Below are 18,449 nucleotides of genomic sequence, written 5' to 3'. Positions count from 1 at the left end.
CACCCGCACAACCTCACGCAACACCTCAGGCCGACCAACACCCACCACAACACCCACCAATCACTCAGGTGTTGCAACGACCCCCTGAACCCGCCCCAAACGCCCGCTCACCTTTGGCGGGGAAACCCGAAACCCTCCTGCACAAAAAAGATGTGATGGAGGGTTTCGGTTTGGGCCCACAAAAGTGCAGGAGGGTCGGGAAAATGGCCGCTATATGTGAGCGAGCGCCGGGTGGGGGAAGGGTCTAGCGTGTGGCGGCTTCGACGGCGGTCGTTTCGGTTTCGGCCATGGCTTTCCATTCGGCCACCCGGGCCTGGTGCAGCGGCGACTTCCGGACCAGGGCGTAGGCCACGGCCAGGATGGCGAACCAGATGGGGGTCACAAGCAGGGCCGTGAGGGTGTCCGGCTGCGTCGTCAGGGCCCAGACCAGGAAGGCGAAGAACGCGAAGACCACCCACACCATCACGATCCCGCCGGGCATCTTGAACGTCGACGCCTCGTGCAAGTGGGGCCGGCGCTTGCGGAACACAAGGTAGCTGGCAAGGATGATGGACCAGACGAACATGAAGCAGACGGCGGACACGGTGGTAACCATGTCGAACGCTGCGCCGATGTCCTTGCCCGCGTAGAGCAGGGCGACGCCGCCCAGCAGCAGCACGCAGGATAGGAACAAGGCATTCTGCGGAACCTTGCGGCTGGACAGACGGCCGAACACCTTGGGGGCATCGCCGTCGTTCGCCAGGCCGAACACCATGCGCGAGGTCGAGTAGATGCCGGAGTTGGCCGAGGACATGGCAGAGGTCAGGACCACGAGGTTCACCACGGTGGCCGCGATGCCCAAGCCAGCCAAGGAGAACATGGCGATGAACGGGCTGTGGCCTGCCTTGAACTCGGTCCACGGGATAACAGACATCAGGATGATGAGGGCGCCGACGTAGAAGAGCATGACGCGGACGGGGATGGCGTTGATGGCGCGGGGCAGGTTGTGCTCCGGGTTCTTGGTCTCGGCCGCGGCGGTGCCGACCAGTTCGATGCCCACGAACGCGAAGACCGCAATCTGGAAACCGGCCACGAAGCCCATGAATTCCTTGGGGAAGAACCCGCCGTGGCTCCAGAGGTTGGTGAAGCTCGCGGCTCCGGCGTCGGACGTGAAACCGGTGGAGATCATCACGATGCCAACAATGATCAAAGCGGCGATCGCGATGATCTTGATGAGGGCAAACCAGAATTCCGTCTCGCCGAAGGCCTTCACCGTGGGGAGGTTCAGGAGGAGCAGGATGGCGATGGTCGCGAGGCCCGGAATCCAGAGCGGGACGCCCGGCCAGAGCTCATTGGCGTAGCCGGCGATGGCGATGACGTCGGCCACCCCGGTCACTACCCAGCAGAACCAGTAGGTCCAGCCGGTGAAGAAGCCTGCCCAAGGACCAAGGAGGTCTCCGGCGAAGTCGCTGAAGGACTTGTAGTTCAGGTTGGATAGCAGGAGCTGGCCCATGGCGCGCATGACGAAGAACAGCATGAAGCCGATGATCATGTACACGAAGATCACGGACGGGCCGGCCACGGAGATGGTCTTTCCGGAGCCCATGAACAGGCCCGTGCCGATGGCGCCGCCAATGGCGAGCAACTGGATGTGGCGGTTGCTCAGTGAGCGCGCCAGGTGTGGCTCGCTGTCTTTGCTGGAGGCAGTGCGTTGCCCCGTGGTTGTCTGGTCAGACATATGTGCATCCTTTGGGTGATTCGCCGCAATGGTGACGTGGCTAACAAATCTGCTAGTCCAAAGTAGCGCGAACCATCCAAGAAATTGTGATTGAACGTTTCACTCGAAATTCATGAACACTCGTAAAACGAAGCCGCCAGCTTGTGTCAGGCTAGTGTTATGAGTCACGCAAATCCAGGAGTGAAGCCGCTGTTGAGCATGGTTCTGGACGAAGGAGTCTTCACGCTCCGCCGCGCCCATTGGGAAGACCTCCCCGCCATTCTGCGATTGCTCGCAGCCGATCAGTTGGGCAGCTCCCGCGAAAACGCCGAGGATGTCGGGCCCTACTTGCAGGCATTCCAGCAGATCAACGAGGATCCCGCCCAGTTGTTGGTGGTGGGCCACTTGAACGGCGCCTGCGTAGCAACATTCCAGCTGAGCTTCATCCCGGGCTTGGCGCGGAAGGGCTCGCTCCGCTGCCAGATCGAGGCCGTACGCGTCGCCGCCGAGTTGCGGGATCATGGCGTCGGTGCCGCAATGATGCAGTGGGCCATCGAGGAGGCCAGGAGCCGTGGTTGCACCATGGTCCAGCTCACCAGTGACAAATCGCGCAAGGATGCCCATCGCTTCTACGAGCGGCTTGGTTTCGTGGCCAGTCACGAGGGAATGAAGCTGGCGCTGTAGCCAAGGCGGCCCGAAGCGGGCCTGAGCCAAGCCAATGGGTCACGCATCCCTTGATATTTAGGTAACCTAACTGTTAGGATACCTAAATATGAACATCAATCAAGCTGACGATGCGCTCCTTGCCCTCGCCCAATCCTTTCGGGAAGCCTTGCGGCAGATTGTCTACGTGATGCGCCGCCTGGATTCCGAGGAGCAACTCAGCTCGGCACAGCTCGGCGTCCTCAAAATGGCGCTCGACGGCGGTGCCCGCGTCGGAGGGATTGCCCGGAACCTTGGGGTCAAGGTCCCTAGCGCCACGGAGCAGATCATCAAGCTCGAGCGAGCAGGCCTGGTCAAGCGTGAAGCGGACCCGGATGACTCCCGCGCTGTCCGCGTCGCCGCGACTGCGGCGGGGCGTGCCGCCGTCGAGAACGCAGACCGCCGCCGCAACCAATACATCGCCGGGATCCTTGGAACCCTAAGCCAAGAGGAACGCGACGCGGTGGAGGCCGCCCTCCCGGTGTTCGACAAGATCAACAACTCAGTCCAGAACTGAACAAGCCAACAACCCAAAACTAGGAGAGCAGTCCATGAAAGGCCAGCTCGCAGAGCAACTGCAGCCAGCGGAAGAAACCCTCGAGGCCGAGAAGGCTTCGTTCCTCAAGCAGCCCCGGGCTGTGTGGGCCACGGCGATTGCCGCCGTCTTCGCCTTCATGGGCATCGGCTTGGTGGACCCGATCCTGCCGGCCATCGCCAAGAACCTCCAGGCCAGCCCCAGCCAAGTGTCGCTGCTCTTCACGAGCTACTTCCTGGTGACCGCCGTCGCGATGCTCGTGACCGGATTCGTCTCTTCGCGGATCGGCGGCAAGAAGACGCTCATGATCGGACTGGCCCTGATTGTCGTCTTCGCGTCGCTGTCCGGCTTGTCCGGTAGCGTGGGTGAGCTGGTCGGATTCCGCGCCGGTTGGGGACTCGGTAACGCACTCTTCGTGGCCACCGCCCTTGCCGTGATTGTCGGCGTCGCGAGCGGCGGAACCGGAACCGCGATCATTCTGTACGAGGCCGCCCTCGGCCTGGGCATTTCTCTCGGCCCACTGCTCGGAGCACTCCTGGGCGGCTGGCAGTGGCGTGCACCGTTCTTCGGCACCGCGGTCCTCATGGCTGTTTCCTTCATCGCCTTGCTGGCCCTCCTGCCCAAAACCCCGGCTCCGTCCACGAAGGCACGGCTGCGTGACCCGCTCCTTGCCCTGGGCCACAAGGGCCTTCGCACCACCGCTGCCAGCGCGCTGTTCTACAACTACGGCTTCTTCACCATCCTGGCCTTCACCCCGTTCATCCTGGGGATGGATGCCTACGGTATCGGCGCTGTGTTCTTCGGTTGGGGCGTGGCCGTGGCCGTATTCTCGGTCTTTGTGGCACCCGTGCTGCAGCGTCGCTTCGGCACCACCAACGTTCTGGTCGGCACACTCGGGGCCCTCTTGCTGGACCTCGTCGGGCTGGGACTGGCCGCGGGGCACTCGGTGACTGCCGTCGTCGTGCTCGTCATTGTGGCGGGCGCCCTGCTGGGCATCAACAACACGCTCTACACCGAACTGGCCATGGAAGTTTCCGATTCGCCGCGTCCCGTGGCTTCGGCCGGCTACAACTTTGTGCGCTGGATGGGCGGCGCGCTGGCTCCATTCGTCGCTGCGCAGTTGGGCGAGCACTTCGGCCCGCAGGTTCCGTTCTTCGCCGCGGCGGTCGCCCTGGCGTTCGCGATCCTGGTTGCCGTGGGCGGCCGCCGCTTCCTGAAGTCGCACGAACCGCACCTCGTATAACCAGCAATACCTCCCAAGTAGCGGTCCAGCGGCGCCGTCACGCCACGCAAACTTTCGCGTCGCCGTCGGGCACTCCGCCGCGCGAACACTGGAAACGGCAACGGCAGGCAGTCCAAAAGACTGCCTGCCGTGACGCGATCCGAACCTAGTGCGCGGAGACGGATTCCTTCGCTGCGGCCTTTGGGTCCGTCAGCTTCTTGTTCGGCAAGGCGAAGCTGATGAGGAACGCGAGGCCGGTCAGTGCCGCTGCCGTGAGCATCACGGTATCGATCGACTGCGCGAATCCCTCGGTGATGGGCCGGGTGAGCACCGGGTTGGCGTGGTGCAGCCAGCTGGTGTCATTCAGCGAATCGTTGCTGGCGCCGTTCTTGAAGAAGTCGTACAGCTTGGCGTTCGCGGGGTCCCCGGCAACGGCAGGATCCTTGAGCACCTTGAGATAGTCGGGGTTCCTGATGGCGTCCTTCATGCCCGAGGCGATCTTGTCGGCTGCCAGGCTGAAGAGCATCGAGATGAACACTGCGGTACCCACGGCGCCGCCCATGGAACGGAAGAACGCTGCGGTGGAGGTGCCCACGCCCATGTCCTTCGGCGGTACGGAAACTTGCATGGCGAGCGTGAGCGGCTGCATGCAGAAGCCCAGGCCCATGCCGAAAAACACGGCGATCAGGCCGGGAACCCACAGCCCGGTGTCCACCCCGAGCGAGAGTCCCATGACGATGGCCGCGGCGGTGAGGATAGCCGTGCCCAGGATGGGGAAGATCCGGAAAACGCCCGACGCCGAGATGGTCCGTCCCGCTGTAATGGAACCGAAGAGGATACCCACCGTGAAGGTGATCATCATGAGACCGGCCTCCGTGGGGGTGAGGCCCTTGACTAGCTGCAAGTACATCGGGAGCATCGCGATGGCCCCGAACATGCCGATACCGATGATGAAGTTGAGCAGGGATGAAAGTCCGAAAGTGATGTTCTTGAAGAGGCGCAGGGGGATCAGCGCGTAGTCGCCGGCACGCCTCTCAACCAGCAGGAACGCGACGATGCCTACGACGCCCAAACCGTAGCAGATCCACGAGTTCACGGAGGTCCAGCCCCAGCTGCGGCCTTGTTCGGCGACAAGCAGCAATGGCACGATTGCCAGGGTGATGGCTGCCGCACCCCAGTAGTCGATCTTCTGCTTGACGTGCTTCGCGGGCAGGTGCAGGAAGAAGAAGACCACGGCCAAGGCGGCCAAGCCTATGGGCAGGTTGATGAAGAAGACCCAGCGCCAGCCGTCGAAGCCGAGGATGTTGGACGAGCCGGCGAAAGCGCCGCCAACCACGGGACCCAGCACCGAGGAAACGCCAAAGACGGACATGAAGTAGCCCTGGTACTTCGCACGATCCTTCAGGGCAACGATGTCGCCGATGATCGTCAGAGCGAGGGCCAGCAGACCGCCGGCGCCCATGCCCTGGATGCCGCGGGCGATGGCGAGCTCGGTCATGGAATGTACGGAACCGGCGTACAAAGAGCCGGCCAGGAAGATCAGGATCGCAGCCAAGTAGAGCGGGCGGCGGCCGAAGATGTCGCTCAGCTTGCCGTACAGCGGAGTGCTCACCGTGGACGTGATGAGGTACGCCGTGGTGGCCCACGCCTGCAAGGACAGGCCATCGAGATCGTTGGCGATCGTGTAAATGGACGTGGACACGATGGTCTGATCCAGGGAGGACAGGAACATGCCGAGCATGAGGCCCACCATGACGGTGAGCGTCTGACGGTGCGTCAGGACCTCACCGGCTGCCCGGACGGGCGTGGCTTTGGACATTGCTTCTCCAAGGGTGGAAGAAAAGGGGACTAAGCAGGATAGTTGCTTTCAGTAACTATCCTAATGGCTCCTGTATTCCCTGTCTTACCCGAATGAAGACAAAATTGTCACCGCTCCACGAGAATCCCGTCAGGATCGCAGTAGATCAGGTTGCCGGGTTCGATGTGGACGCCATCGATCACCAAAGGGATGTCCACTTCTCCACGGCCCACTTTTGAGCTCTTCTTGGGGTTGCTTCCGAGGGCTTTGACGCCCAAAGGCAGCTTCGCGATCGCCACGCGATCGCGAATGGCCCCGTTGATGACGACGCCGGCCCAGCCGTTGGCGACGGCGCTCTCGGCGATCATGTCCCCCATGAGGGCGGTGTTCAGCGAGCCGTAGCCGTCCACCACCAGCACGGCGCCTTCGCCCGGGGTTGCCAGGACGGTCTTGACCAGGGCATTGTCCTCGAAGCACTTGATGGTGCGCACGGGCCCGCTGAAGTGGGAGACGCCGCCGAGGTCCTGGAACTGCAGTGAGATCGACTCAACATCTTCCTCACGCTCGTCGTAAAGATCGGCCGTGTTGATGGCGTTCTCTGGGATGTTCATCATTGTTCCTCCTCGGTCCGTTGGAGTTACCCTAACGCGTGGGGACTTACCCTGGCGCGTCGGGACCGTGCCTTTATCCACATAGCTGCCTTGATCACAGCCGATCAGACTCCCGCAGCGCTAGGCTGAATCCACACGTTAAGCTGCTAGGGGAGCACCGTTATGAGCCTGTCCGATCTGCCCGGTTCACTGCCTGAGGGACCGGCGATGGATCCTCTTGGGCCTCACGATCCTCTAGGGGCGCAGGTTCCTCCAGGGAAACAGGGCGGCCCGACGACGGCGCTCGCCGAGCCCGTGCAACGCGTCCGTTCGCTGTGGGTCACCGCAGTGGTGCTGGTCAATGTGGGCATCAACGCCGCGTTCTTCGGTCCCATCCAGGTGTTGTTAGGGCAGCAGGCCATCCATTTCGACGAAGGCCAGAAGGAAGCCATCCTTGCCCTCGTCACCGGGTGCGGTGCCGCGGTGTCCCTCGTGGCGAACCCCCTCTTCGGCGCCTTCAGCGACCGCACTACGTCCCGCTTCGGGCGCCGAGTGCCATGGGTGCTCCTTGGCGCCATCTTGGGCGCCGCAGCCTTGATAGCGCTGGCAGGCGCTCCCAATGTGGCAGTCATGGCCCTCCTGTGGTGCTTGGTTCAGGCCGGTTGCAACGGTGCGTATGCGGCCTTGACGGCGGCCATCCCGGACCGGGTGCCGGTGCCCCAGCGTGGCACGGTGGGCGGGCTTGCGGCCATGGGCCAGACCGTCGGCATTCTCGCCGGCGCGGTGATCGCGTCCGCCGTTTCGGGGAACTTTGCCCTCGGCTACATCGTGTGCGCTGTCGTGCTGCTAGCCGGCGTGGTGCTCTATCTTTTCAAGAACGACGACGTACCTCTCCCGGCGGAGACCCGCCCACCGTTTAAGCTGTGGACTTTCCTACGGGGATTCTGGATCTCGCCGGTCAAGTACCCGGACTTCGCGTGGGCCTGGTTGACGCGCCTGCTGGTCAATATCGGCAACCATATGGTCACGCTGTACTTGCTGTTCTTCCTCAAGGATGCCGTGCACCTGGAGGAGACCCAGAACCTCAAGCCTGAGTTCGGGGTCCTCATCCTCACAGGCCTCTATGCCGTGATGGTGATCGTCACGAGTGTGGTGGGTGGTGCCATCAGTGACCGCATGGGCAAACGCAAACCGCTGGTGATCGTCTCGTCGGTCGTCATTTCGATAGCGGCCTTGGTCCTTGGCTTCGATCCCACGTGGACGGGGGCCATTGCGGGTGCGGTGGTGCTTGGTATCGGGTTTGGCGCTTACCTGGCGGTCGACTTTGCCCTCATTACCCAGGTGCTGCCCACTGCGCTGGACCGGGGCCGGGACCTTGGCGTCATCAATGTGGCCAACTCTCTGCCACAGGTGATCGCGCCTCTCATTGCCTACCCCTTCGTGGCGTTCTGGGGCGGCTACGTGTCGTTGTATGTGGCCGCAGCTGTCATCGGCTTATTGGGTGCGGTATTCGTGGTGAAAATCAAGGGCGTCGCGTAGCCCTGGAATCCTCTCTCAGGGAACTGACATCTTGCTGCCGTATCATTGTCAGGACGCGCCCGGCCTTTGGGGGGCCGCGCTTCCCAGAACGAAGCCCACACCAACAGAACGCCGGAAATGTCCGAACCGAACTCCTTGGAACCGTATTCGCTGGATCTGGCTGCGGGGCTGCCCCAGATGGCAGCTGCTCCCACCACGCCGAGACAGCTATTGCGCTACGCCCGGATATTGAAGACTGCCGCAGGATTCGCCCAGCGGCAGTTCGATACCGTGAGTCTTTCGGACGTATCCACCAGGGCCCACGTTCCGCTCGGGACCCTCTACCGCTACTTTCCCTCCACGGTCCATCTGATGCTCGCGGTCTACCGGCAGCAGCTCCGGGAACTCAATGATGCCAAGCCGGCATCTTCGAGGTGCAGCCAGCAGGAGCTCACCGGACTCGGCATGGAGATTTTCCACATGCGGGTCATGCAGCCCGCCGTCGAACACTGCCTTTCCCGCACGTGGGACACCCGCGATGGCGACATCCCCGTGCTTTTGCGAGATATTGAAGCGCTCTCCGCGGAGATGGTCACGGCAGCAATCGGCGACGCCGGCAAGGCCCGGATCCTGCTGCACGTGGTCAGTGGTCTGGTCCAGTCGGTCAATTGCCGCCGGATCTCGCTTTTCGACGCGGAGAAGGACCTCAAGAACGCCTGCAAGCTCTTTGCGGACGCGTAGCTTTTCCGCAAATTGGCGTAACCGGTCTAGACCACAATGACCAAAAGTATGTATTTATCGCTGGATGTCTCTAGTCTTCCTATCAAGCGCCTGTCTACGAAGTCAGGCGCTAAGCGGCTAGCAGCCCATATCCGCAGGAGTTTCACCGCACGGACCAGCCACCCTTGGTCCGGCACCGAAGCCTCTACACCTGCCCGAATTGTGCCGTGGGTTCACGGCTAGCCTGAGGAGACAACGACGTGTCCGTCGAGACCATCACCCCTGAACAGAACCTGACTGCCCTGGCGCTGAGCGAAGAGGAAATCTTCACTGCCCACGAAGGCGGTAAGCTTTCCGTTTCCAGCACCGTGCCGCTCTTGAACAAGCGTGATCTTTCCATTGCCTACACCCCCGGGGTTGCCGAGGTGAGCCGCGCGATCCATGCCAACCCGGAGCTTGCCCGCACCCACACCTGGGCCGAGCGCCTCGTGGTGGTTGTCAGCGATGGTACGGCCGTCCTGGGTCTTGGCAATATCGGCCCCAGCGCCTCCCTCCCGGTCATGGAAGGAAAGTCCGCGCTTTTCAAGGCCTTCGGTGATCTCGATTCCATCCCCTTGGTCCTCAACACCACCAACGTGGACGAAATCATCGAGACTCTTGTCCGCCTGCGTCCGAGCTTCGGTGCGGTGAACCTCGAAGACATCTCCGCGCCCCGCTGCTTCGAACTCGAAGAGCGTCTCATCGAAGCCCTCGATTGCCCCGTCATGCACGATGACCAGCACGGCACCGCCGTCGTGGTTCTCGCAGCCTTGACTAACGCCGCCAAGGTGACCGGCCGTGAACTTGAGGGACTGAAGGTTGTGGTCTCTGGTGCGGGTGCCGCGGGCATCGCCGTCTCCGAGATCCTGCTGACCGCGGGCGTCAAGGACGTCGTCCTTCTGGACTCCAAGGGCATCATCAACGCCGAGCGCGCCGATCTGGTGGCCGATTCGGGCAGTGTCAAGGCCCGCTTCGCCCAGCGCACCAACCCCCGCGCCCTTACCGGTGGACCCGCCGAAGCCCTGCAGGGCGCCGACGTGTTCATCGGCGTTTCCTCGTCCAAGCTGGCTGAGGAACACCTGAAGCTCATGAACCAGGACTCGATCGTGTTCGCGCTGTCCAACCCGGACCCGGAAGTCCTGCCCGAGGTTGCCGTAAAGTACGCCGCCGTCGTGGCCACGGGTCGCAGCGATTTCCCGAACCAGATCAACAACGTCCTGGCCTTCCCCGGGATTTTCCGCGGAGCCTTGGACGCCGGTGCGCGCAGGATCACCCCGGCCATGAAGATCGCCGCGGCCCGCGCCATCGCCGCTCTGGCCGAGGAAGACCTCTCCGCCGAGTACATCGTGCCCAGCCCCCTGGATTCCCGCGTTGCTCCGGCGGTCACCGCGGCGGTTGCTGCGGCCGCTGAGTAAGCCGGGCGTTTAGCCCCACGTGCCGACGACGGCGACGGTCCCGTGCCTGGGGAGCGTCGCCATCGTTCTTTGCTTCGATAACACCCGCGGCGCGCGCATCGGGGCACCGTCCGATCGCGCTTAAAGGATGGATACGTGATGGAGCGTTGGGGCTTTTGGCCTGATATGTGAGCGAGCGTTTGTCTCAACAAACCCTCGCTCACCTTTAGCGGCATTTTCGCCCACGCTCGCTCACGTCTTGTGAGCGAGAGCCTTGGCTCCAGGGATGAATCCGCTGGCTTCCGGGTGGAGATCGGACGCTGGAGGGCAGAATCGGCGGTCCCGCGTCCTTAGCCGTGGATAGGGTGGCTGACATGGAACAGACACTGAAAGTTGCACGGCAATGGGGCGCCCCCGCGGCGGCCGTCATCTTTTTCGCCCTGTGGTGCGTAGCGGAGGCTGGAAGGATGGGGCAGTGGGGGCTGAACTATTGGCCCGGCACGTGGATGCTCGTCCTGATGACCTTGGCCATAGCCACGGCGGTGTGGAAACCCTATGTGTCGCTCGGGCTCACGGCTATCCTTTTGCTTGGCCAACTGACTTATGTCATCCGTCCGCCCGGGCCTACTCATTGGGCAATCTACATTGGTTCATTCATCGCGCTGGCCTTCATTCTGTGGACCGGATCCCGCAGGCAGCGGTCTATCGCAGGGGCAGCCAACGTCGTTTTCACGGCCGTCATAACCTTTCTGATGCTGTCATGGCGTTACGGCTATGGCGTCGGCTGGTTCAGGCCAATATATGCGGGTGACCGGGGCGCCCTGAGCTACTACGGCTGGCAACTCTTCTCCACCCTGATCCTGATCGCCGCCGGCTGTGCCGCCGTCGGTATCGCCTTGGCCCTTTACGAGGACCGGGGGAGTCTTTCCCTGGCACGCAAACTTGCCCAGGCAAACCTCAAGGAGACCGAGGTCGAGCTCGTCGTGGAGCAGGAACGCACCCGGATCGCCCGTGACCTTCACGATGTCTTGGCGCACTCGCTTGCAGTGATTGCCGCCCAAGCCGACGGCACGCGCTATCTCAGCCAGGATCAACCCAAGGCAGTGCTCGACGCCTTGGAGAACATCGCGGTGTCCGCCCGCCACGCACTCGTGGACGCCCAGCGGGTCATTGAAGGAGTGCGCGACGACGGACTGGTGACTCCGCAGCCCCGGCTCAGCGACGTCGGGCCTCTTGTTGAGCGGATGCGCCAAGGCAGCCTCAAAGTCCAGCAGAGCGAGACCGGAACCCCGGTCGAGATTGGCGCGGGCCAGCAGCTCGCCGTCTTCCGCATAGTGCAGGAATGCCTGACGAACGCCCTCAAACACGGCGGACGCGGCACGGCTGTGCGGCTTCACTTCGACTGGAGCGGCCCGGGGCTGACGATGCACGTCGCTTCCGAGCTGCCGGCGTCCGTTTCGATTGGGGGGACGGACGACGGCGGCGAGGTCGCGCGCGTGGGGCGCGGCATCCCCGGAATGCGGGAGCGTGCGCATCTGGCCGGCGGTTGGCTCAGTTCCGGGCCCGACGGCGAGCAGTTCCGTGTGACTGTCTTCATCCCGTACGGCTCGCGCTCGGCCTCCCTCCTCCCGGAAGTCGGAGCGGAAAGCGGCCTGGAAGGCGGTGCGGACCGGGAAACCGCTTCGTCCCCAAAAGGCCCGGAGCAGGAGCCGGCGTTGGCTCTGGAGGGCGCGTCGCCGTCGTCGGGCATCCAGCGGGAAAGCGTCGGACGTGGCTGAAGCACCGATCACGGTTGCCCTGGTGGACGATCAGCCGCTGTTCCGAGCCGGTATCCGCATGCTGGTGCAAAGCCAATCAGACATGGACATGGCGTGGGAGGCCGACGACGGCGAACAGGCCGTGGCGCTCGCGGCCAAGCAGCGGCCGGACGTGATGCTGATGGACCTTCGGATGCCGGTCCTGGATGGAGTCGCGGCCACCCGGCGCATTACGGAGGAAGCCGATGCCGCGGGAGTGGACAAGCCCAAGATCATTGCCCTGACTACCTTCAACAGGGACCAAGCCGTGGTGGAAGCCGTGCAAGCGGGCGCCAGCGGATACCTGCTCAAGAGTGCGGAGCCGGAGTTCCTTCTGGCGGCGATTCGGACGGTGTACTCGGGATACTCGGTGATCGCGCCCGGTTCGGTGCATGAACTCTTCCAACACGCAGCCAGGACGGTCCCGGTGGCCGGGCCGGACCTCGCCGTGATGGATGACCTCTCGCCACGCGAGCGGGACGTGTTCCTGCTCGCGGCCAAAGGCCTGGGGAACGCAGAGATGGCGGAAAGCTTGTTTGTTTCCGAGGCCACGGTGAAGACCCATCTGCGCAGCGTGCTCAGCAAGCTCGGGGTGCGCACCAGGCTCCAACTGGTGGCGTTCGCCTACGAGCACCGGCTCCTCGGCTAGGCACCCCGGAACGGCTAGGCACCTCGGAACGGCTAGGCACCCCGGATGCAAAGGCGACGGCCGCCCCGAGGGGGACGGCCGCCGTCGTGCAACTGCAGGTGCTGCAGAGTCAGGGTGCGCTACATGGCGCGGCCCTTCGTCTCCTCTCTTGCGTCCCGCCCCAGCCAGAGGCCAAGACCTACCATGGCAACGCCGAGAACCAGGTGCAGCCAGTTGTCCGCGGAGTTCATAGGCACGAAGTCAGCGCTCATGTTCGAGCTGGTGATGAGGCCATAAATCCACAGGACGAGGTAGATTGCGCCGCCGCCAATGAGGTAACCGCGGGCCATCCTCCCAGTCCTCGCGAAGTACAGGCCTGCCGCGCCGAATAGCAGATGGACAATATTGTGCAGGACGGATACTTGGAAAACTCCAAGAAGCATGGCGCCCGAATCATGTCCTGCAAAGGTCATGGCGCCGTAATTGCTGGTGATGCCCGGGATGAATCCCAAGACGCCAACAGCCAGGAAAACCCAGCCCAAACCCAGTGCTGTGTTGTGCAGCGTCAGCCCCATCACGTGGTGGTGCTGCGCGGGGTGTGAAGCAGTGGTCATAGCTCCTCCCGATCACGATTCCGATCGGCCCTTCAAATGGAGGGCCGCATCGCGGCAAGGAGTCGGAACCCTGCCGACGAGGATATCTTACTCCCGAAAACCCGGGAAATAGAGGGGAAGGGGTGGGACAAAGCGCGGTTAGCATGGTTCTGTGATGCCCAATTCTGCGACGCTTTGTCCTGCGATCACGGCGCAACCGTGAGTGAGCCATCATTTCCCGGCACCCGAGGAGCTATTTTCGGCGACACGAGGGACATCACACCGTTCCGCGACGGACATGTCCGCACCTCGGTGAGTGGATTGGCTGAGGGTTTGAGCGGCGCGATTGCCGGTGTCCTGAAGGGGAAAGCCGCCGGCCGGATCGACGTCGCCGGGGACGTTCCCAAGCTCAAGCGGCTGGCCGGGAAGACCGCCAAGTCGGTGTACGACGCCATTTTCACCAGCACCGAACCGGACCGCCTCATCACCCTGGCCCGCGCCTACCCCGGTTGGGCGGGCTTGTGCTACGTGATTGCAGGGCTGCTTGCCTACAAGCACGGTGGATATCTGCGGGCGTCGGAACTGCTGCAGCGGGGCTTGTCCATACGGATCGACGACGCCGCCGGCCAGTTCTCCCGCAGCTACCTTGGCAGGGTGGTCACCCGGGTCGAGGTGGCTGAGCGGATTGACGTTCCGGTGCTGTTCAGCGAGGAATCGGTGTTCCTCGCCCTCTCACACTGTTTTCGGGAGACGGGCCAGACGACGGAAGCCCTCGACATCCTGGCCAGCCTGCCCCCGTCGTTGCCCTCCGCCTTGGCCCGCTGCACTGCGGCGGCCGCACTCGAGCGGCATTCCGACGTCGTCGCCTGGACTGACGGGCTCCGCAACGCGGACGACCTCTCGGCCGCGTTGCTCCTGATACGGGCGCAGGCGCTCCGCGCGCTGGGGGAGCGGGCAGCGGCCCAGGCCGCACTGGCAGAGGTGCTCCGGAGGAAAAAGACCAGCCTCGCCTTGCGCAATGACGCCCTCACGGATCGGGCCCTGTCGATGCTTGAGGTCAGGCGGAGGGCGCCTGGCCCGCGCCCTCCTCTTCCACGGGTGGCCGTGCGGCGAAAGCCTGGCAAGCAGGAGGAGGCCAGCCTTGAGGCCGTCGACGGGATCCGCAAGGACGTCGAGGTGCGCCGGATGTGGAACAAGGACTTCGGCGAACCGGGCGGTTAGGACCGAAGCCGCGTCACCGAAGCAGCGGAAGCAACTGTTCGCCCAGCAAGACGGCGCCGAGGCCCACCATGATGATCCCGCTGCTCAGGGTCACCACGCGTGCAGCGGCAGGGCGGGAATGGAGCAGCTTTCGCGAGGTCAGCGCCACGGCCGTGTAGATGATGCCCGCGAACAGCACGAAGGTGAGGCCCAGTACGCCTGATTGCACCGGCACGGGCAATGACGCTTCCGGGCTTACAAACTGCGGAACAAGCGCCAGGAAGAACAACAGACCCTTGGGATTGATGCCGCTAGTGCCCATGCCTTGCAGGAAGGTGCGCACCTGGTTTCGGGACTGCCCGACGGCGTCATCCGCGCTGAAGCTTGCGCCGCGCCACGAGCGCATGGTGCTCACGCCGAGCCAGAGCAAATAGGCTGCGCCCGCGATGGTCAGCCAGCCGAGAAGCCCCGGAACGCCTGCCAAAAGGGCTGCGAGTCCGGCCGCCAGGAGGGCGGTGTGCAGCACGTATCCGCTGCACAGGCCAGCCACGGCCGGGACAAAGCTGCGCTGCCGCAGGCCGGCCGCGATCGAATACGCCCAGTCGACGCCCGGGGTGCACGCCAAGGTGACGGCGACAATGACGAAGGCGAGGAAAAGCTGGGGGTTCATTGTGGCTCCTGCTAGTGGGTACACCATGAACCTTATGAAAAAACCGCCCATAAGTGTTCCCATATTTAGCTGGACTTGCCGTCTCTTCGCTAAGATAATTGCGTGATTGATGGAATTGACAGAACTATTTTGCGTCACCTCAAAGAGGATGGCCGAATGACTGCCACCGCGCTCGCCGCCAAGGTGGGATTGACCGTAGCTCCATGCCACAGACGGCTGCGGGATCTCGAGGCTTCAGGCGTCATCCGCGGCTATCGCGCGGACATCGATCCGGCGGCGATTGGCCTCGGATTCGAGGCGATCGTCTTCGTGACCTTGCGCCAGGTTGACCGCACCACGATGGCAGACTTCGAAGACCGCGTGACAGCCATCCCCAACATCGTCGAGGCGCAGCGGCTCTTCGGCTCACCGGACTACCTCCTGCGCGTGATCGCCGCGGATCTCCCGGCCTACCAGCGCTTCTACGACGACCAGCTCACGGCGCTTCCCGCCGTCGAGCGCCTCACCTCAACTTTGGTGATGAAGAACCTGAAGCCGAATGCGGGACCGCCGGTGTAGGCTCCAGATGCGCAGCCAGGTGGCGCGCAGGTCCCGCTCCACCAAGCTCAGACCCGCGGACTCACGTGGACGATGATGACCTGGGTTCCCTTGCTGCCGTCGTAGCGGAGATCGTAATTTACATCCAGGCCGGTGCTGGTTCCAGAGGTGAGGGAATAGTCGCTCTTGGACGCCGGGTCGTCTTTGACGGACTTGATCCAACGCTCCGTATCCTGGCTGTCGATTCCATAGCGTTGCACGCCGTCGCGCAGGAGGCTGACATAGCTGTCCAACGATTCTGCGGTGAGGAAAAAGGTGATTTCGCTGAAGTCGGTGCGGGCATCGGTGGTGTTGAAACGGATACGGTCGGTGTCGCCCTTGATCTCGCCCTTGGGGCCAACGATGGTGAGGGCAATCTTGCCCGCATCTTGGGTGTTGATCTCCGGGCCGTAACTGTCCCCTGCGAGCTGGACGGCGGACTTCAGGAGTGAACCGGTACTCATGTCCAGCCTGGCCTGCTTGCTGCTCCTGATCTGGTCAACTCCGGCGGCGTCGAGAGCGGAGAATTCGGAGGTGGTCACTGTGCTCCCTTGGGAAGATTGTGCTTGGGAAGTTTGGGCGGTCGAATTCGGGTGGCTCAACTGGCATCCCGCCAGGCCTAGGCTGAGGACCAGGGTAAGGAGAACGGCAAGCCGCCCTCTGCGGCGGACTCGGATCACTGGTGCACCTCCGCGTGGAAACCGGACCGGAACCTGTCCATGATGCTCGGGATGTTGTTGGTGGGGCGATACTGTTCAACACGGCCGTTGAAGTCGGAAGCGATCATGTCCTTGGCGCCCTGCGGATCGGTGGCCAGCAACTTCTGGTAGGCCGGCAGGGTGTCCTGCTTGATCAGGGCCCAGCGCTGGTCGGCGTCGGCGATGTTCCCGGCGGGGAAGCCTGTGGTGAAGTCAGTTCGGAACTGCGTGGGGTTGTCCCAACTGGTGAACGGAATCTTTTCGGGGCCGGGGCTCTCCACGCTGAACTTGAAAGGGAAGACTTCGGGGTAGCTCTTGGCTCCCGGAATGGACGGCTCCCCCGCAAGTGTCACCATATAAGTCACGGCCTCGCCGCCGGGATGGTCTCGCATGTTGTTGTAATCGTCGGCGATGATCCCGTCGATGCGAGTTGCTCCAGTCATGCCGGAACCGTTCACCGTCGGGCCCATGCCATGGGCTATTGGCGACTGAGCTGCTGAGCAGTTGCCCGAGCTGGTCCAGTTTGCCGGCGCTTCTAGCCAGGTCCTTGGCCAACTGCCGCAATTGTGCGACGTCGGCGCCGTAGAAGTTGCCCGCCACTCTTCCCCCTGGAGTCTTCGGCTCATCGAGAACCTGTCCCCATCCTAGGATCCGCGCACGTTACGGGACATGGGCAGAAGTCCCCTTGTGGATAAGTTTCGCCCGCCCTCACCCCTGCAGCAAGCCCGTGGTCCGGTACGGAATCACCTCGCGCAGGAACATGCTGGTGGATGTACGCACGATTCCCGGGCACAGCCTGATCTCTTCGGACACCCTGTACAGATCGTCTGGGCTCGTGGCGACGACGCGGATGATGAGGTCGGTGTCCCCGGCTGGCGCATGGCATTCAAGCACCTCCGGAATGTCGCGCAGGGCCGCGATCGCCTCGTTCAGCCGGCTTTGATCCAACTCCGCACTCACTGCCGCCGCAACGCCGCGGCCCAGTGCTGAGGGCAGTACCCGGCTGCTGTTCGGACGCAAAGCGCCCGACGCCGACATGCGCTCCAGGCGCGACTGGACCGTCCCGCGCGCCAAGCCCAGGCGTTGGGCGAGAACCATGATCGGGACACGAGGATCGTCGTCGAGCGCGGCAAGGATCCGCTTGTCCGTTGAATCCAATTCCTGCATCGCTTCCGCTTTCTGCCTGGTCGCCGAAGATTCTACTGGTCAGAATGTCCAACCGAACCCATTCTCCCGCACAATCCCTGCCGAGTGGCCCATCAATGGAACCACGTCGCCAGCGAGCCATGGTTGCGAATCATTTACATGCCCGTAACGGGAAGCCCTTGACGGCGTGAATTAAAAACGCGAAACTCTTCTCATATGTGATTGACGTCTCAAGACGATCGACGCCCAAAGCGCCGGCTCCTGGGAAGAAACCAAAGGCGAAGAAAATGGCAACAACACTCGAACTGACCGTCCGCACCGCATCATGGACCCGGCCGCCCCGCGAACTGGTCCGCGCGTTCGAAGCGTTCCCCGTAGCAAACATCGGTGACGCCATGGAGCGGCTCGGAATCGTCGACGGCGGAATCAGCCCGGTCTGGGAGGGCGCCCGCTGCGTCGGCTCGGCCCTCCCCGTCCTCGGTGCCGCGGGAGACAACGCCGCCGTCATCGAAGCGTTGAACTACATCCAGCCCGGTGACGTGGTGGTGATCAACGGCTTCGGCCATGAACACCGTGCCTTGGTGGGTGAGCAGCTGTCCCAGCGCTTCGAAGCCGCCGGCGCCACCGGAGCCGTCATTGACGGCTACATCCGCGACCGCGCCACCATCACCGAAATCAAGTTCCCCGTCTTTGCCCGCGGAGTCACCCCTGCCGGTCCGTTCAAGAACGGCCCGGGAGTCATCGGCGAACCCGTAGCAATCGGCGGCATCGTCTGCTCGGCAGGCGACATCGTCGCCGCCGATGACGACGGAGTCGTGATCATCCCCCAGGCCCGTGCCGCCGAAATCCTGGAACGAGTCATCGCCGTGGCCGCGCACGAGGCCGAGATGACCGCGGAAATAACCCGCGAGTACAGCTGAACACGCTT

The 18,449-nt window shown here is 63.2% G+C and carries 19 protein-coding genes; 11 read left to right on the top strand and 8 right to left on the bottom strand.

Annotation, left to right across the window (positions count from 1 at the left end):
- Positions 1–244: 244 nt before the first annotated feature.
- On the bottom strand, positions 245–1,717 hold the full coding sequence (locus HNP00_RS20350; protein ID WP_184741530.1) for an amino acid permease: 1,473 nt from the start codon (positions 1,715–1,717) through the stop codon (positions 245–247).
- Positions 1,718–1,876: 159 nt separating this feature from the next.
- On the opposite strand from HNP00_RS20350, the gene HNP00_RS20345 reads away from it, so the two are divergent.
- From HNP00_RS20345 to HNP00_RS20335, 3 genes are all read left to right on the top strand, one after another.
- Entirely contained in the window at positions 1,877–2,380 is a 504-nt protein-coding gene (locus HNP00_RS20345) for a GNAT family N-acetyltransferase (RefSeq protein ID WP_184741529.1), read from the top strand.
- Between the two features lie 88 nt (positions 2,381–2,468).
- Complete coding sequence (locus HNP00_RS20340; protein WP_184741528.1) at positions 2,469–2,915, top strand: MarR family winged helix-turn-helix transcriptional regulator; 447 nt, start codon at positions 2,469–2,471, stop codon at positions 2,913–2,915.
- Between the two features lie 34 nt (positions 2,916–2,949).
- Entirely contained in the window at positions 2,950–4,176 is a 1,227-nt protein-coding gene (locus tag HNP00_RS20335) for an MFS transporter (RefSeq protein WP_184741527.1), read from the top strand.
- 145 nt (positions 4,177–4,321) lie between these two features.
- Here the strand turns inward: HNP00_RS20335 and HNP00_RS20330 are convergent, their stop codons facing one another.
- Together HNP00_RS20330 and rraA are read right to left on the bottom strand one after the other, a co-directional pair.
- The gene (locus HNP00_RS20330; protein WP_184741526.1) at positions 4,322–5,974 is read right to left on the bottom strand and encodes an MDR family MFS transporter; all 1,653 of its coding nucleotides are present in this window, start codon (positions 5,972–5,974) and stop codon (positions 4,322–4,324) included.
- A 107-nt stretch (positions 5,975–6,081) separates the two neighbouring features.
- Positions 6,082–6,567, bottom strand: coding sequence for a ribonuclease E activity regulator RraA (gene rraA / locus HNP00_RS20325; RefSeq protein WP_184741525.1), 486 nt, complete (start codon positions 6,565–6,567; stop codon positions 6,082–6,084).
- A gap of 159 nt (positions 6,568–6,726) precedes the next feature.
- On the opposite strand from rraA, the gene HNP00_RS20320 reads away from it, so the two are divergent.
- The 5 genes from HNP00_RS20320 (at position 6,727) to HNP00_RS20300 (ending at position 12,659) form a co-directional block, all read left to right on the top strand.
- A complete protein-coding gene (locus tag HNP00_RS20320; protein ID WP_184741524.1) occupies positions 6,727–8,082 on the top strand; it encodes an MFS transporter in 1,356 nt (451 codons plus the stop codon).
- A gap of 117 nt (positions 8,083–8,199) precedes the next feature.
- The gene (locus HNP00_RS20315; RefSeq protein WP_184741523.1) at positions 8,200–8,802 is read left to right on the top strand and encodes a TetR/AcrR family transcriptional regulator; all 603 of its coding nucleotides are present in this window, start codon (positions 8,200–8,202) and stop codon (positions 8,800–8,802) included.
- Between the two features lie 239 nt (positions 8,803–9,041).
- The gene (locus HNP00_RS20310) at positions 9,042–10,235 is read left to right on the top strand and encodes an NADP-dependent malic enzyme (RefSeq protein ID WP_184741522.1); all 1,194 of its coding nucleotides are present in this window, start codon (positions 9,042–9,044) and stop codon (positions 10,233–10,235) included.
- Between the two features lie 353 nt (positions 10,236–10,588).
- Positions 10,589–11,992, top strand: a complete 1,404-nt coding sequence (locus HNP00_RS20305) for a histidine kinase (protein ID WP_184741521.1) — start codon at positions 10,589–10,591, stop codon at positions 11,990–11,992.
- Entirely contained in the window at positions 11,985–12,659 is a 675-nt protein-coding gene (locus HNP00_RS20300) for a response regulator transcription factor (protein ID WP_184741520.1), read from the top strand. Before HNP00_RS20305 ends, HNP00_RS20300 begins: the two co-directional genes overlap by 8 nt.
- A 119-nt stretch (positions 12,660–12,778) precedes the next feature.
- On the opposite strand, the gene HNP00_RS20295 is transcribed toward HNP00_RS20300, so the two are convergent.
- The gene (locus tag HNP00_RS20295; RefSeq protein WP_184741519.1) at positions 12,779–13,252 is read right to left on the bottom strand and encodes a DUF4383 domain-containing protein; all 474 of its coding nucleotides are present in this window, start codon (positions 13,250–13,252) and stop codon (positions 12,779–12,781) included.
- Positions 13,253–13,450: 198 nt separating this feature from the next.
- On the opposite strand from HNP00_RS20295, the gene HNP00_RS20290 reads away from it, so the two are divergent.
- Entirely contained in the window at positions 13,451–14,452 is a 1,002-nt protein-coding gene (locus HNP00_RS20290) for a hypothetical protein (protein WP_311770632.1), read from the top strand.
- A 13-nt stretch (positions 14,453–14,465) separates the two neighbouring features.
- Here the strand turns inward: HNP00_RS20290 and HNP00_RS20285 are convergent, their stop codons facing one another.
- The gene (locus HNP00_RS20285) at positions 14,466–15,101 is read right to left on the bottom strand and encodes a LysE family translocator (protein ID WP_184741518.1); all 636 of its coding nucleotides are present in this window, start codon (positions 15,099–15,101) and stop codon (positions 14,466–14,468) included.
- Positions 15,102–15,203: 102 nt separating this feature from the next.
- Between HNP00_RS20285 and HNP00_RS20280 the strand changes: the two genes are divergently transcribed.
- A complete protein-coding gene (locus HNP00_RS20280; RefSeq protein ID WP_184741517.1) occupies positions 15,204–15,659 on the top strand; it encodes an Lrp/AsnC family transcriptional regulator in 456 nt (151 codons plus the stop codon).
- A 47-nt stretch (positions 15,660–15,706) separates the two neighbouring features.
- Here the strand turns inward: HNP00_RS20280 and HNP00_RS20275 are convergent, their stop codons facing one another.
- The 3 genes from HNP00_RS20275 to HNP00_RS20265 form a co-directional block, all read right to left on the bottom strand.
- Complete coding sequence (locus HNP00_RS20275) at positions 15,707–16,219, bottom strand: hypothetical protein (RefSeq protein ID WP_311770631.1); 513 nt, start codon at positions 16,217–16,219, stop codon at positions 15,707–15,709.
- Between the two features lie 134 nt (positions 16,220–16,353).
- A complete protein-coding gene (locus HNP00_RS20270) occupies positions 16,354–16,818 on the bottom strand; it encodes a hypothetical protein (protein WP_260405083.1) in 465 nt (154 codons plus the stop codon).
- A 265-nt stretch (positions 16,819–17,083) separates the two neighbouring features.
- The gene (locus tag HNP00_RS20265; protein ID WP_184741515.1) at positions 17,084–17,542 is read right to left on the bottom strand and encodes an Lrp/AsnC family transcriptional regulator; all 459 of its coding nucleotides are present in this window, start codon (positions 17,540–17,542) and stop codon (positions 17,084–17,086) included.
- 266 nt (positions 17,543–17,808) lie between these two features.
- On the opposite strand from HNP00_RS20265, the gene HNP00_RS20260 reads away from it, so the two are divergent.
- The gene (locus HNP00_RS20260) at positions 17,809–18,441 is read left to right on the top strand and encodes an RraA family protein (protein ID WP_184741514.1); all 633 of its coding nucleotides are present in this window, start codon (positions 17,809–17,811) and stop codon (positions 18,439–18,441) included.
- Positions 18,442–18,449: the final 8 nt, after the last annotated feature.

Source organism: Arthrobacter sp. AZCC_0090, from assembly GCF_014207375.1.
Classification (GTDB): domain Bacteria; phylum Actinomycetota; class Actinomycetes; order Actinomycetales; family Micrococcaceae; genus Arthrobacter.
The sequence above is the reverse complement of the archived record's forward strand: the minus strand, read 5'-3'. Positions and strand labels throughout refer to the sequence as shown.

Bases quoted from the DNA above. Each gene is read 5' to 3' on its own strand.
- HNP00_RS20340 (WP_184741528.1), top strand. From the start codon at position 2,469: ATGAACATCAATCAAGCTGACGATGCGCTCCTTGCCCTCGCCCAATCC.
- HNP00_RS20330 (WP_184741526.1), bottom strand. From the start codon at position 5,974: ATGTCCAAAGCCACGCCCGTCCGGGCAGCCGGTGAGGTCCTGACGCAC.
- HNP00_RS20335 (WP_184741527.1), top strand. From the start codon at position 2,950: ATGAAAGGCCAGCTCGCAGAGCAACTGCAGCCAGCGGAAGAAACCCTC.
- HNP00_RS20320 (WP_184741524.1), top strand. From the start codon at position 6,727: ATGAGCCTGTCCGATCTGCCCGGTTCACTGCCTGAGGGACCGGCGATG.
- HNP00_RS20350 (WP_184741530.1), bottom strand. From the start codon at position 1,717: ATGTCTGACCAGACAACCACGGGGCAACGCACTGCCTCCAGCAAAGAC.
- HNP00_RS20315 (WP_184741523.1), top strand. From the start codon at position 8,200: ATGTCCGAACCGAACTCCTTGGAACCGTATTCGCTGGATCTGGCTGCG.
- HNP00_RS20345 (WP_184741529.1), top strand. From the start codon at position 1,877: ATGAGTCACGCAAATCCAGGAGTGAAGCCGCTGTTGAGCATGGTTCTG.
- HNP00_RS20305 (WP_184741521.1), top strand. From the start codon at position 10,589: ATGGAACAGACACTGAAAGTTGCACGGCAATGGGGCGCCCCCGCGGCG.
- HNP00_RS20285 (WP_184741518.1), bottom strand. From the start codon at position 15,101: ATGAACCCCCAGCTTTTCCTCGCCTTCGTCATTGTCGCCGTCACCTTG.
- HNP00_RS20295 (WP_184741519.1), bottom strand. From the start codon at position 13,252: ATGACCACTGCTTCACACCCCGCGCAGCACCACCACGTGATGGGGCTG.
- HNP00_RS20260 (WP_184741514.1), top strand. From the start codon at position 17,809: ATGGCAACAACACTCGAACTGACCGTCCGCACCGCATCATGGACCCGG.
- rraA (WP_184741525.1), bottom strand. From the start codon at position 6,567: ATGATGAACATCCCAGAGAACGCCATCAACACGGCCGATCTTTACGAC.
- HNP00_RS20265 (WP_184741515.1), bottom strand. From the start codon at position 17,542: ATGCAGGAATTGGATTCAACGGACAAGCGGATCCTTGCCGCGCTCGAC.
- HNP00_RS20270 (WP_260405083.1), bottom strand. From the start codon at position 16,818: ATGACTGGAGCAACTCGCATCGACGGGATCATCGCCGACGATTACAAC.